Source organism: Rhodococcus sp. D-46 (genome assembly GCF_011290655.1).
GTDB lineage: Bacteria > Actinomycetota > Actinomycetes > Mycobacteriales > Mycobacteriaceae > Rhodococcus_F > Rhodococcus_F qingshengii.
The window spans coordinates 344,780-358,060 of the sequence record NZ_JAANTF010000008.1 but is presented as its reverse complement, the minus strand read 5'-3'; the positions used below and the strand labels follow the sequence as shown (position 1 = coordinate 358,060).

Here is a 13,281-nt window from a genome sequence, read left to right as displayed (position 1 = left end):
GACATGACCGAAGAAACCGGCCCCGAACCCGACGCCACGCAGGCTTCCATGCGTCCCGAACCCGAAGCCACCGGCGCCTACGAGCGGCCCGAGCCCGAAGCCACCGGCGCCTACGAGCGTCTCGAGCCGACTTCAGCGCAGATACGGGGTACCACGCCCTCCGCATCCTCCTCCCCGACCGGCCGCTCCACTCGATCCCGCCGCAGCCGGTCGGGGCGAAAGCTGCGTCTCGGCGGCGGCCTGGTCGAGGTTCCCCCCGTCCCGCAGATCGACCCCGCATCTGCGGTGATGAGTGACCCGACCGTCCCCGAGCGGAAACGGTTCTGTTGGAAATGCAACGAACCAGTCGGTCGTAAGAGCGCAAGCACCAAGGCAACTCAGCACGGCACCTGCCCCAAGTGCGGTTCCACTTTCGACTTCCGTCCACTCCTCGAAGAGGGCGAATTGGTGTCCGGTCAGTACGAGGTTCAAGGGCCCATCGCGCACGGCGGCCTGGGATGGATCTACCTCGCGATCGACCGCAATGTCAGCGACAGGTGGGTAGTTCTCAAGGGGCTCTTGCATTTCGGTGATTCCGAAGCGCAAGCCGTTGCGGTGGCCGAGCGTCAGTTCCTCGCCGAGGTCGCCAACCCCAGCATCGTCAAGATCTTCAACTTCGTCGAGCATCCGCGCCCGGACGGCACACCCATGGGGTACATCGTCATGGAGTACGTGGGTGGGCGATCATTGCGAGAGGTGCTGGCCGAATTCCCGGACGGCAAGCACATGCCGATCGAGCAGGCAATCGGCTACGTACTGGAAATCCTTCCGGCGCTGAGCTATCTGCATTCCACCGGCCTGGCCTACAACGACCTCAAACCCGAGAACGTGATGGTCACCGAGGATCAGTTGAAGCTGATCGATCTCGGCGCCGTGTCCGGAATCGAAGACTACGGGTACCTGTACGGTACCGCCGGCTATCAAGCACCCGAGATCATCGAGACCGGTCCGACCATCGCCTCCGACATCTTCACCGTCGGAAGAACACTCGCGGTTCTCACCCTCGACATGCCTTCGAAGCACGGACGGTACCTCGACGGCCTTCCCGAACCCGAGGACGAGCCACTACTGCGCGACCACGAGTTCTTCCACCGTCTACTGTTACGCGCCACCGACCCGGATCCGAAGAAGCGATTTCAGTCCGCCGAGGAAATCGCGGGACAACTCACCGGCGTTCTGCGAGAAATCCTCGCCGAGCAGACCGGGCAGGAGAATCCCGGACTCTCGCTCGTGTTCAGCAGGCAGCGAACGTCTTTCGGCACCGATGAATTGGTCGGGCAAACGGATGTGTACGTGGACGGTGTCAGCCACGACGCCGCTCTCGATCCGCGCGAAGTTGCGCACGCACTTCCCATTCCGTTGGTCGACCCCACCGATCCCAGCGCGCCGTTGCTGGCGGCAGCGGTGCACAGCGAACCGTCGCAGACCCTCGATGCGTTGAAACACGCCCGCGAGAACGGAATCGACCGAACATCGGGCACACCGGCGGCCGCCGTCTCGGGCGAAGTTCGACTGGCCGAGGCCAAAGCTCATCTCGATCTCGGTGATCCGGAAACCGCACTGACAGTTCTGGGCGAACTCCAGCAGAACATCGGGGACCACTGGAAGATCGAGTGGTATCGAGGACTTGCGGCGTTACAACTGGACCGATTCGAGCCCGCTTTCAGTCACTTCGAGACAGTTCTCACCGCACTGCCCGGCGAGGCTGCCCCCAAGCTGGCGTTGGCAGCGACGGCAGAACTGATTCTCCAGCACTGGGAGAGCGACGACCCGGACCAATGGTGCCGCTTCTCCGAGAAGTACTACCGCACCGTCTGGCGGACCGAACGAAACTACGTGAGCGCAGCATTCGGGCTCGCCCGACAACTCGCCGATCACGGCAACAAGAAGGCAGCCATCGCCGCCCTCGACGAAGTACCCACGTCTTCCCGGCACTACAACGTCGCACGGATGTCCAGCGCTCTGACGATGCTGTCCGGCGTTCCGATCGCCGAACTCGACGAATCGACTCTGCGGGAAGCCGCCCGTCGTGTTCGGGCGCTACCTGCTGAAGAGAGCCGAAGCCTGCAGATGCGAACCCTGGTGTTGGGCACGGCACTCGATTGGATTCGCTACGGCAATCGCTCGCACACCGAACTCGAACCCATCCTCGACCTGCCCTTCACCGAGCAAGGTCTGCGCACCGGAGCCGAAGCCTGCCTTCGCGCCCTCGCTCGCGCCACGACCTCCCGCACGCACCGCTACGCCCTCGTGGACCGGGCGAATGCGGTGCGTCCGCGCAGCAATTTCTGACGGACTCCCCGAGGCTTACAGTGCTGCAGAAACCTACAGTGCGGCCACCAAAGCCTTCGCCGCGCGGGCGATCGCCAACTCCTCGTTGGTGGGGACCACCAGCACCTCGACGGCCGACGAGGATGCGGAGATACGACGCTCGTCGCGACTCTTCGCCTCGTTGAGAGCCGGGTCGACCTCGATACCGAGACGGGAAAGCCCGGCCAGGCTGTCGCGTCGCACGTCGATGTTGTTCTCCCCGACGCCACCGGTGAAGGTGATGACGTCGACGCCACCGAGTTGAACGATGAAGGCGCCGATGTACTTACGAAGCATGTGTACGTAGACGTCGTACGCAAGTTGTGCATCTTGGTCGCCGCCCTCGATCAGTGCGAGCAGGGCACGGAAATCGTTGACTCCCGACAGTCCCTTCAAACCGGAGCGCCGGTTGAGGAGGTCGTCGATCTCGTCGACCTTCATTCCCGAGTTGCGATTGAGGTGCAAGATGATGCCTGGGTCGATGTCGCCGCTGCGGGTGCCCATGACAAGACCCTCGAGCGGGGTGAGGCCCATCGTGGTGTCGATGGCCTTGCCGCCCTTGATTGCCGAGGCCGAAGCGCCGTTTCCGAGGTGCAGGACTATCTGATTCAGCTCGGCGGGATCCTTGCCGAGGAACTCCGCGACCCGTCCAGACACGTATTCGTGTGAGGTCCCGTGGAAGCCGTACCGGCGAATCTGGTTGGCCTTGGCCACATCCCGATCGATCGCATAGGTGGACGCCGCCGCGGGCAGTGTGTGAAAGAAGGCAGTGTCGAACACTGCGACGTGCGGAACGTCGGGCAGTTCCTCGCGCGCCACCTCGATACCGATCACGTTGGCCGGATTGTGCAGCGGCGCAAGGTTCGACAAATCCGCGATGGCTTTCACGACGCCGTCGTCGATGAGAGTCGGCGAATAGAAGATGTCACCACCGTGCACGACTCGGTGACCGACTGCGATGATTCCGGCCTCACTCAGCGGCCGCCCGACCTCGGCGACGATGTCGAGCACCATCTTCAGACCTGCGCGGTGATCGGCGATCGGAAGGCTCCGGTCTTCGACTCCGGTGCGGTGGTTGTAGACGATGTGGCCGTCGGGCTCACCGATGCGCTCGATGAGTCCGTGTGCCACCGATTCCGCCGTATCCGGATGCACGAGTTGAAATTTGATGGATGACGAGCCGGAATTGATGACCAGTACGGTGCCGTCGCTCACGCTTGCGCTCCCTGTGCCTGTATTGCCGTGATAGCCACGGTGTTGACGATGTCCTGGACCAACGCTCCACGCGAGAGGTCGTTGACCGGCTTGTTCAGTCCCTGCAGAACCGGCCCGACGGCGATAGCACCGGCGCTACGCTGCACTGCCTTGTACGTGTTGTTGCCGGTGTTCAGGTCCGGGAACACGAACACCGTTGCTTTGCCCGCCACCAGAGAATCCGGCATCTTCTTGTCGGCGACACTCTGCTCGACGGCGGCGTCGTACTGAATGGGTCCTTCCACCAACAGATCCGGTCGACGCTCGCGCACCAAAGCGGTCGCGGTGCGAACCTTGTCGACATCGGCTCCGCTGCCCGAATCCCCGGTGGAGTACGAGAGCATCGCGATGCGCGGATCGATCCCGAACTGCGACGCCGTCTGTGCGGACGAGATCGCGATGTCCGCCAACTGCTCCGACGTGGGGTCCGGAACCACGGCGCAGTCACCGTAGGAGAGAACGCGGTCGGCCAGGCACATCAGGAAGATGCTTGAGACCGTCGAGACACCGGGGGCGGTCTTGATGATCTCGAACGAGGGTCGAATCGTGTGAGCGGTGGTGTGCGCAGCGCCGGACACCATGCCGTCGGCAATTCCCAAGTGCACCATCATCGTTCCGAAGTACGAGATGTCGGCGATCACCTCGCGGGCCCGCTCGATGGTCATGCCCTTGTGAGCACGCAGCGCGGTGTATTCCTGTGCGAAGCGCTCGGTGTACTCGGACTGCGCGGGTGCGAGTACCTGCGCGCCACTGATGTCGACGCCGAGTTCCGCTGCGCGTCGACGCACACTGGGTTCGTCACCGAGGATCGTCAGGTCGGCAACCTGGCGCTGCAGCAACCGGCCGGCCGCGCGCAGGATCCGGTCGTCGTCACCCTCAGGCAGGACGATGTGCTTGCGATCGCGTCGAGCGCGGTCGATCAGCTTGTACTCGAACATCTGTGGGGTCACGACGGACGGGATCGGCAGTGCCAGTCGGTCCATCAGGACGTCGGCGTCGACGCGCTGTTCCATCAAGCTCAACGCGGTGTCCACCTTGCGCTGCGAACCGACTGCCACGCGTCCGCGGGTTTGGGCTGCGGCGCTTGCGGTGTCGAAGGTACCGAGGGTTGTCGTCAGGATCGGAAGACGCTGTTTGAGGCCGGCCATCAACGCTGCGATGGCTGGGTGCGGTGTGATTCCGCCGTTCATGATGATGCCCGCGAGCGACGGAAATCCTTCCGCCTCATGTGCATTGAGCAATGCGAGCAGTACGTCCGAGCGATCGCCCGGTGCGATGACGACCATGCCCTCGACCAGACGCTCGAGGATGTGCTCCGCGGTCATGCCGCCCACCATCACCTTGAGCGCTTCGCGGTGCAGCAGTTCCGGGTCACCCGAATACAACTCGCCGCCGGTGGCCTCCATCAACTCGGCCATCGTGGGCGAGACGAGCAACGGAATCTCCGGCAGGCTCCACGTCGGAACTCCGATGTCGGACAGCGCTGCGGTGACCTCGTCGAGCTTGTCGGGATCGCAACGATTGGCGACGACCGCGAGCAGATGAGCGTGGTTGGCGGCCAACTCGGCGGCGCATAGATGCGCGAGCTGGGCGACCTCCTCGACACTGCGCCGAGCGCCTCGAACCGCCAGCAGAACCGGCGCGCCGAGGTTCACGGCGATGCGGGCGTTGAAGCTCAGCTCGCTCGGGCTTGCTACGTCGGTGTAGTCACTTCCGATGATGACGACGGCGTCGCACTGCTCGGCCACGGTGTGGTACTTCGCGACGATGTCGGCCAGCGCGGCTTCAGGATCGGCGTGAACCTGCTCGTAGGTGACGCCGAGTGCGTCGGCGTAGGAGAGATCGGCGGTGGTGTGCTCGAGCAGCAGTTCGAGGATGTAGTCGGTTTCCTCGGTAGAGCGGGCGATCGGGCGGAAGACACCGACCCGGGCGACGGTCGCGCACAGCATCTGCAGCACGCCAAGCGCGATGGTGGATTTTCCGGTGTCACCTTCAGGAGAGGCAACGTAGACACTCGACACGGCAGCGGGCGCTTCTGGCATGCCCAACAGCCTAGTGTGGGCCGCCGCCCACCTTGCCACTGATCGTGGTCACGCTCACGCTCGTGCCGACAACCGGCGGCTACGAGAAAGACGAACGGTGCCTGCCACACGTCGAGTGGCAGACACCGTTCAGTTGATCTCGAGGATCAGCCCAGAGCACGCAAGCGAGGCGCGAGGTCACGCTCGAACAGTTCGAGGAACCGGCGCTGATCATGGCCCGGTGCGTGGAACACCAGGTGATTGAGACCGGCATCGACGTAGGCCTTGACCTGCTCGACGGCGTCGTCCGGATCGGAAGCGACGATCCAACGCTTGGCCACCTGCTCGATGGGCAGAGCGTCGGCAGCGGCTTCCATTTCGATCGGATCTTCGATGCTGTGCTTCTGCTCCGGCGTCAGGGACAGCGGAGCCCAGAAGCGGGTGTTCTCGAGTGCAGCCTCCGGATCGGTGTCGTAGCTGATCTTGATCTCGATCATCTTGTCGATGTCGGCGACGTCGCGCTCGGCCTTGGCTGCGCCCTCGGCAACGGCTGGAAGCAGCTTCTCGGTGTAGAGCTCCATGCCCTTTCCGGAGGTGCAGATGAAGCCGTCACCGGCACGTCCCGCGTACCGGGCGACAACGGGTCCGCCGGCCGCGATGTACACGGGAATCCCACCCTCGGGAACGTCGTAGATCGACGCGCCACGAGTGGTGAAGTACTCGCCTTCGAAGTCGACACGATCGCCCAGCCACAGCTCACGCATCAACCGCACGGACTCACGCAGCCGCGCGAAGCGTTCCTTGAACTCGGGCCACTCGCCCTGGAAGCCGGTGGCGATCTCGTTGAGAGCCTCACCGCTGCCGACGCCGAGCATGATGCGTCCCGGGTAGAGACATCCCATCGTCGCGAACGCCTGAGCGATGACTGCCGGGTTGTAGCGGAACGTCGGCGTCATCACGGACGTGCCGATCTGCACGCGCTCGGTGCGCTCACCGACGGCGGTCATCCAGGCGAGCGAGAACGGTGCGTGGCCACCGTTGTGGCGCCACGGCTGGAAATGATCGCTCACCGCAACGGAATCCATGCCGTGCTGCTCTGCCAGAACTGCCAGCTCTACCAGTTCGCGAGGGCCGAATTGCTCAGCCGATGCCTTGTATCCGAGCTTGAGTTCCTGCGCCACCGTGCACTCCCTTGTCGTCTGTTTCGTTTACTTCTCTGACATGCTTCACGTTCTTTGCAGACTATCCAGACACCGCTGGGACTTCTCTGCGTATCTCAGCGAGCGAGGCTGGTGACCACCGTTGCCACGCCGGCTGCGACGGCAACCCCGGCCAGTGCCAGTGCAAACAGCCACAATGCGTGCGGTTCCGGCATCGCCGCTCCGTCCTCGAGCGCCTTCTTCACCTGTAGCCAGCGTCGCATACCTACCAGTGCGGCTGCCGCCGCGAGTGCGATCAGGGTCAGACCGAGAGTCGTGCGAACCCACCCGGTACTCCATTCCGGTACCAATTGGACGACGGCGATGCCTCCGGCCAGCAGGGCGAGTGAGCTACGCATCCAGGCGAGGAAGGTGCGCTCGCTGGCAAGGGTGAAGCGCTCGTCCGGGCGGTTCGGTTCACTCATGCGTGCTCACCTCCGTGCGGTGCCACCAGATCCGGGTCCTGACGCCAGTCGTAGACGACCTCGGTGCGCAGAACGATGTCCTGCAACGAACGTCGTCGTCGATCGACCGCCGACCACAGCAATCCGAAGGCGAAGAGCACGCAGAGCACCGCACGGATGAAGGCCAACGGCCAGCGCACGAGGCGATGCCCGGACGTGATCACCCGCAGCCCCATCACGAGGGACCCGACGGTCCGACCGGTGGTCGCCCAGCAGGCGGTCAGATACGCCACCGAGACACCGAGAAATGCCGTCGTGGACAGGAAGATTCCCGGTTCCGAGAAAGTGAAACTCTGTGGCGAGAAGAGCAGTCGGACGAAGGCGAAGCCCACGTACACGGAACCCATCAGGAGCAGGACGACGCCCAGGTCGATCAGTCCGGCGAGTCCACGGGTGACGATGCCGGCTGGGCCGGAACTCTCCTGGGCCACTAGCGTTCGCCTGCGTTTGTCTTCGGATCGGTCTCTGTCGACGGTTTTTCTGGTGACGGTTTATCTGATGACGGTTTATCTGATGACGGTGCGTTGTCGCGGCCGAAGAGTCGCCCGACGAAGCCGGCGACAGCGTCGTCCGCCTGCATGCCCTGCACTCGAGCTCCGTGCACGGCTTCCGTGGAGAGTGAACCGGTCGATTCACGAATCATCTGGGGCAGGTCGACGCCCTCGATGACCTGGTCGGCGATCTTGACGAGGTCGATGCGGTTGACCTGGCGTTCGAGGTCGACCGTGTCGACTATCCCGTCGAGATCGAGGCGATCGATCACCGCTTTGACGTCGAGGCGGCTTGCGATCTCGTCCACGTCGACCCGGTCGATGATCGGTTCGAGCGAGACCCGTTCGGCAATCTTGTCCACGTCGATGTTCTCGGCGATCTTGTCGATGTCCACGTGGTCGACGACGATCTTGGTGATGTCGACTTCGGACAGAGCAGCGTCGACGACAGCTTTGATCACCGTCCGCAAGGTCGAGTCGGCGAACTCCACGGTCGAGTGCATCGCTTCCGTGCCGCGAGTGGTGACCTGGGTGATCGCGCCGTCGAGTGCGTCACCGACGACAGGGATCCGCTGCACGGAATCAAGTGCGAGACCAGCGGTTCTGCGCGCCGCACCAGCCGTGATCGCGGCCAGCCCGAAGGCCAGCCGAATCACGTCGGATTCGGGGTGGTGCGACTGCGATCCCACGCAATTGTCTCCATCTTCTTATACGACTGTTACCCGGACATTCGTCACTCCTCTTCGCATTGTGCCACTGTTGGAAGGCACAAATACGCTGTCCGGCTTGCGCCTGGGGGGAAATATGAAGACACGTCGTTTCACGGTTCGGCTGACGATGGCGGTGGCCATGGCCGCCGGCTTTCTCGGCCTCAGCGCGCCGACCGCGAGTGCGGATTCCGTGGTCAGTCGCATCGACGTCTACTCCCCCTCGATGGACCGCTGGATCGCCAACGACGTGATTTCGCCGGCCGGAGGAGGCCCGGCCCCGACCTTCTATCTGTTGACCGGTGTCGGCGGCGGCGAGGACGGGATCTCGTGGTTCAACAACACCGGAGTTCGTGACTTCTTCGACGACAAACACGTCAACGTGGTCATGCCGGTCGGCGGCAAGTTCAGCATGTACACCGACTGGAACGCCGACGATCCGGTGCTGGGCCGTAACAAGTGGCAGACGTACCTCACCAAGGAACTACCGGCGGCGGTCAACGCTCGGTACAACACGACCGGTGTCAACGCACTCGGTGGTGTGTCGATGGCCGGCGGACCGGTTCTGGACCTCGCGATCCAGTCGCCGGGCACCTACCGCGCAGTCGGCTCGTACAGCGGCTGTCCGCGCGCCGGCGACCCGCTCGGCCAGGCAGCGGTGCGCTCGATGGTCGAGATACTCGGCGGCGGCAACGCGGCCAACATGTGGGGGCCGTGGGGTAGCCCGCAGTGGGCGGCGCACGACCCGTTGATCAACGCCGAGAAACTGCGTGGCACAGCGCTGTTCATCTCGACCGGCAACGGCCTCCCCGGCCCGGTGGACGGAATCAACTCGCTGGCGATGGCCGCCGGCGTCGTTCCCGGCGCGGTCCTCGAAGGCATCACCAACATGTGCACCGCTGCCCTGCAGGGGCGATTCGGTCAGCTCGGCATTCCCGCGACGTTCAGCTTCCGACCCGAAGGCACCCACACCTGGGGGCTCTTCGAAGCCGACATGCGCGCGTCGTGGCCGATGATCGCGGGCGCTATCGGGGCGTGAGCCTCACGGCCCTCCTTACAAGCCATGGCGTCAGGTGAGACTGCGCGCCCAGTCCCGCATCCCGGCGGGGCCAGTGCCGGTGGCGTATTCAGCGAACCACACCCGGGTCACGCCGAGCGTGATCGCGGCACCCATACACATGAGACATGGTTCGAGATTGACCGCCAATGTCAATTCACCGGACGCTCGAGTGAATCCGAGAGCCTCGTCGGCCTGCAAGAGCGCTTGAAGGTCCGCATGGACTACCCGTCGGCCGAGTGCCCGTTCTTGCGTATACGCCCGTCCGAGCACACGGTCGTCGTCGAACACGACTGCGCCGATCGGCATTTCCCCGAGCTCCATGCCCTCACGCGCTACGTCAAGAGCAACCGCAAGGGCATCTCGAGGTGAAAACATCACTCGACACTAATGGACCAAGGCAAACTCACGCTGCCAGTAGTGCGGGTAGTCCCCATTCCTTGGCAAGCAGCTCGTACGAGCGCAGACGATCCTCGTGCCGATGGGTCACCCCGGTGATTACCAATTCGTCCGCTCCGGTGAGCTTCTGCAAACTGTCGAGCCTGTCGGCGACGGTAGACGGTGAACCGACGAACTGCGTGATCAGCCGATCCTCCACCACTGCTTCGTCGGCGTCGGAAAGTGGGAGCGCTGTCGCGGGATCGGGGTACGGGATGGCGCCGTGCCCGCTGCGAATGCTGTGCGTCCAGTGCCCGAACGTAGACGCCAACTCTCTCGCCGTCGCATCGTCTTCCGCAGCAACAACATCCGCGGAGACGACGACATACGGCTCCGACAGGACGTCCGACGGACGGAATGCTGTGCGGTATGCCTCGACGGCATCGAGCGTACTCGACGGCGCCACATGGTAATTCGCACCGAACGGCAATCCGAGTCGTCCGGCGAGCTCGGCACTCGGGCCCGCACTGCTTCCGAACACCCACAGTTCGACGTCGGCATTCTCGCCGGGACTGGCGTGCAATTCGATGCCGTCGCGGGTTCTGTAGGTACCGTTCAGGAGCGAGCGTATGTCGTCGACCTGCTGCTTGAAATCGGGCGCCTGCGCGCCCGGAAACGCCAATGCCTCGAACGACGCCTGCAACCGCGGTGACGTGAGAAGACCGGTTGGATCGAAGGGTGCCGGGATCACGACGCCGTCGCGTACGACGTTCTCTCGCTTCGATTCTGCCGGCGCAGGCGTTCCGGCAGCGACGGCGCGAAGTGCCTCCACCCGACGCTGTCCGCTGCGCCCGATACCGAGATCGATACGACCCGGATACAACGCTTCGACGGTACCGAAGGCCTCGACCACCTGAGCCGCCGTGTTGTTGCCCAGCAGCACGGCGGCCGAGCCGACACGAATGGTGTTGGTGGCGGCCGCGATCAGCCCGACAAGCACTGCTGGCGACGAAGAGGCAACGCCGACGAAGTGGTGTTCGGCGACCCAGTAACGCTTGTATCCCCACGCTTCGGCAGAACGAGCGAGGTCCAGCGAGTTCCGCAAAGCCTGGCGGGCCGTTCCGCCCTCACTGATCGGCGAGAGGTCGAGTACGGACAGCGGCGCGCTCACCTCGGCCCGCTTTCGGAGCGGGTGTCCGGTGTCTTCTCGCCGGCTTCCACCGCGAACGCCAGGCGGTTCTCGGCGGGGGCCACCGGGCACGTCGCGTAATCGGTGAACGCGCAGGGCAGGTTCGACGCCCGATTGAAATCGAGGACTACCGCGCCACCGGGTTCAGGTGCGCTCACGTGCAGCGAGCGGGCGGCCGGGTAGGTGGACACACCACTGGTCGCGTCGGTGAACAGGATGTGAAAGCCGTTGTCCCTGCCCGCGAACGCAATCAGCGTATGCGTTGCACCGTCGTGTTCGAAGCTGATGGTTCCGCGGGCGTCGTGATGATGCTCGAGGCGCTCGACGACCGCACCTGTCGTCACCGTGCGAGCCTCCTCGAAAGCTGTGAAGACACCCTCGATGCGCCACTGCGGGTTCGGCTCGAAGGTCGGGATACCACTGAACTGCGCCAAAGCCGGGGCCGACGAATCGTGGATCCGCAGAGCCACCTCGCCGGTGCGGCGGATGACCTCGACCAACCGCGCGCCCTGCTTGACGATCAGTCCCGGCGCCCCCTCGATCGGATTCAGAGTGGCTGAACCGTCCACTGCGGCTCCGTCGATCGAGAGATCGTCTGCCGCCGTTGCTGTGACGACCACGGCATTCGCGTCGGCGCGCCATGCACCAGGTAGGTCTGCGAAGGTGGAATCGGTGTCCACCAGCCAATGCAACGCAGTCAGGCTCAGCCAGCCGAGGGGTTCGCCGAAGGTGGCGTCGCGCGAGGCGTGCCAGGCATTCCAATCGCCGGTGAAGGTGCTGGTGGAAGTGTCGGTAACGGTCATGATGCGCGGACTCCTTCAGCCTGCTCGTGCGGGTGACGCAGCCCGAGATGGCTGCGCAGGGTGGTTCCTGAGTACTCGGTCCGGAAACTGCCGCGGTCCTGTAGTTCCGGTACGACGGTGTCGATGAACTCGTCGAGGCCCGCGGGGGTGATGTGGGGAACGAGGATGAATCCGTCGCTTGCGTCGCCCTGGACGTAGCTGTCGATCTCGGCAGCGACCTCGGCGGCGCTACCCACGAACTGTTGGCGGGCAGTCACTTCGATGATGAGTTCACGGATGCTGAGGTTTTCGGCCTCGGCCTTGGCACGCCACTGATCTGCGACCGCTCGCGGATCCTTGACGTGGCGGACGCGTCCGCGGGTGATGTTGACGTCGTCCGACGGATCTTCCTTCGGCAACGGGCCGTCGGCGTCGTACTGGGAAAGGTCTCTGCCCCAAACCTGTTCGAGAAAAGCGATGGCAGTCTGGGGTCCGACCTGCTGCCGCCGGATGTGATACGCCTTCTCCTGTGCGTCCGCGGCGTTGTCACCGAGGACGAAGGTGGCGGCGGGGAGAATCTTGAGGTCTGCGTGCGTGCGTCCGTACTTGGCCAAGCGTCCCTTCACGTCGGCGTAGAACGCCTTGCCTGCTTCGAGCGTTCCGTGCCCGGTGAAGATCGCGTCCGCCTTGGCCGCGCCGAACTCGCGTCCTTCGTCGGAATCACCTGCCTGCAACAGAACTGGGTGCCCCTGCGGACTCCGAGGAACTTCGAAGCGTCCGGTGATATCGAACTGCTTACCGGCGTGGTGGAACTGACCGACCTGCTGGTCGGTGGCAAAAACGCCGCGCTCACGGTCGACGATTGGACGATCGATGCTCCAACTGTCCCACAGCGTCCGTACTGCGTCGACCAACTCGTTTGCGCGTGCGTACCGCTCGGAATGCTCCAGATAGCCACCGCGGCGGAAGTTCTCGCCGGTGAAGGCGTCCGAGGAGGTGACCAGGTTCCAGGCGGCGCGGCCGTCGGAGAGATGATCGAGCGTCGAGAACTGCTTGGCCAACTCGTACGGCTCGTTGAACGTGGTGTTGATCGTCCCGGCCAGGCCGAGATGCGTTGTCACACCGGCAACCGCGTTGAGAATACTGAACGTATCCGGGCGGCCGACCACGTCGAGGTCGTGAATCTTGCCCTGATGCTCGCGCAGGCGCAACCCTTCTGCGAGGAAGAAGAAGTCGAACAATCCGCGTTCGGCACTGCGGGCGAGATGCTCGAACGAGCTGAACTCGATCTGGCTCTTGGACGCCGGATCGGTCCACACCGTGGTGTTGTTCACGCCGGGGAAGTGAGCACCCAGGTGAACTTGCTTGCGAATCCTGTTCTGTGTCATCG

Annotated in this window: 12 protein-coding genes; 2 read left to right on the top strand and 10 right to left on the bottom strand. The window is 63.9% G+C overall.

What is annotated here, in order from left to right; genetic code table 11:
* Positions 1-3 precede the first annotated feature (3 nt).
* Positions 4-2,331, top strand: a complete 2,328-nt coding sequence (locus G9U53_RS22585; RefSeq protein ID WP_058228018.1) for a serine/threonine-protein kinase — start codon at positions 4-6, stop codon at positions 2,329-2,331.
* A 33-nt stretch (positions 2,332-2,364) separates the two neighbouring features.
* Here the strand turns inward: G9U53_RS22585 and G9U53_RS22580 are convergent, their stop codons facing one another.
* The 6 genes from G9U53_RS22580 to G9U53_RS22555 all read right to left on the bottom strand — a co-directional run bounded on the left by G9U53_RS22580 (position 2,365) and on the right by G9U53_RS22555 (position 8,467).
* Positions 2,365-3,564, bottom strand: coding sequence for an acetate kinase (locus G9U53_RS22580; protein WP_007726849.1), 1,200 nt, complete (start codon positions 3,562-3,564; stop codon positions 2,365-2,367).
* Entirely contained in the window at positions 3,561-5,645 is a 2,085-nt protein-coding gene (pta, locus tag G9U53_RS22575) for a phosphate acetyltransferase (protein ID WP_042452123.1), read from the bottom strand. Before pta ends, G9U53_RS22580 begins: the two co-directional genes overlap by 4 nt.
* A 146-nt stretch (positions 5,646-5,791) precedes the next feature.
* Complete coding sequence (gene fgd, locus G9U53_RS22570; RefSeq protein WP_003944371.1) at positions 5,792-6,805, bottom strand: glucose-6-phosphate dehydrogenase (coenzyme-F420); 1,014 nt, start codon at positions 6,803-6,805, stop codon at positions 5,792-5,794.
* A gap of 95 nt (positions 6,806-6,900) precedes the next feature.
* A complete protein-coding gene (locus tag G9U53_RS22565) occupies positions 6,901-7,248 on the bottom strand; it encodes a DUF202 domain-containing protein (RefSeq protein WP_003944317.1) in 348 nt (115 codons plus the stop codon).
* A complete protein-coding gene (locus G9U53_RS22560) occupies positions 7,245-7,718 on the bottom strand; it encodes an RDD family protein (RefSeq protein WP_003944375.1) in 474 nt (157 codons plus the stop codon). Before G9U53_RS22560 ends, G9U53_RS22565 begins: the two co-directional genes overlap by 4 nt.
* Positions 7,718-8,467, bottom strand: a complete 750-nt coding sequence (locus G9U53_RS22555) for a hypothetical protein (protein ID WP_042452124.1) — start codon at positions 8,465-8,467, stop codon at positions 7,718-7,720. Before G9U53_RS22555 ends, G9U53_RS22560 begins: the two co-directional genes overlap by 1 nt.
* Positions 8,468-8,582: 115 nt before the next feature.
* On the opposite strand from G9U53_RS22555, the gene G9U53_RS22550 reads away from it, so the two are divergent.
* Positions 8,583-9,524, top strand: a complete 942-nt coding sequence (locus G9U53_RS22550; protein WP_003944347.1) for an alpha/beta hydrolase family protein — start codon at positions 8,583-8,585, stop codon at positions 9,522-9,524.
* A 30-nt stretch (positions 9,525-9,554) separates the two neighbouring features.
* Here the strand turns inward: G9U53_RS22550 and G9U53_RS22545 are convergent, their stop codons facing one another.
* Genes G9U53_RS22545 through G9U53_RS22530 form a run of 4 tightly spaced genes read right to left on the bottom strand, consistent with a single transcriptional unit; the run spans position 9,555 to position 13,279 of the window.
* Positions 9,555-9,920, bottom strand: coding sequence for a nucleoside deaminase (locus G9U53_RS22545; protein ID WP_075832552.1), 366 nt, complete (start codon positions 9,918-9,920; stop codon positions 9,555-9,557).
* 28 nt (positions 9,921-9,948) lie between these two features.
* Positions 9,949-11,091 carry an LLM class flavin-dependent oxidoreductase gene (locus tag G9U53_RS22540; RefSeq protein ID WP_165639214.1) on the bottom strand — a complete coding sequence of 381 codons (1,143 nt, stop codon included), beginning with the start codon at positions 11,089-11,091 and terminating at the stop codon, positions 9,949-9,951.
* On the bottom strand, positions 11,088-11,912 hold the full coding sequence (locus G9U53_RS22535) for a DUF1684 domain-containing protein (protein WP_058228021.1): 825 nt from the start codon (positions 11,910-11,912) through the stop codon (positions 11,088-11,090). The genes G9U53_RS22540 and G9U53_RS22535 overlap by 4 nt, the downstream gene beginning before the upstream one ends.
* Complete coding sequence (locus tag G9U53_RS22530; RefSeq protein ID WP_058038522.1) at positions 11,909-13,279, bottom strand: NtaA/DmoA family FMN-dependent monooxygenase; 1,371 nt, start codon at positions 13,277-13,279, stop codon at positions 11,909-11,911. The genes G9U53_RS22535 and G9U53_RS22530 overlap by 4 nt, the downstream gene beginning before the upstream one ends.
* Positions 13,280-13,281 lie beyond the last annotated feature (2 nt).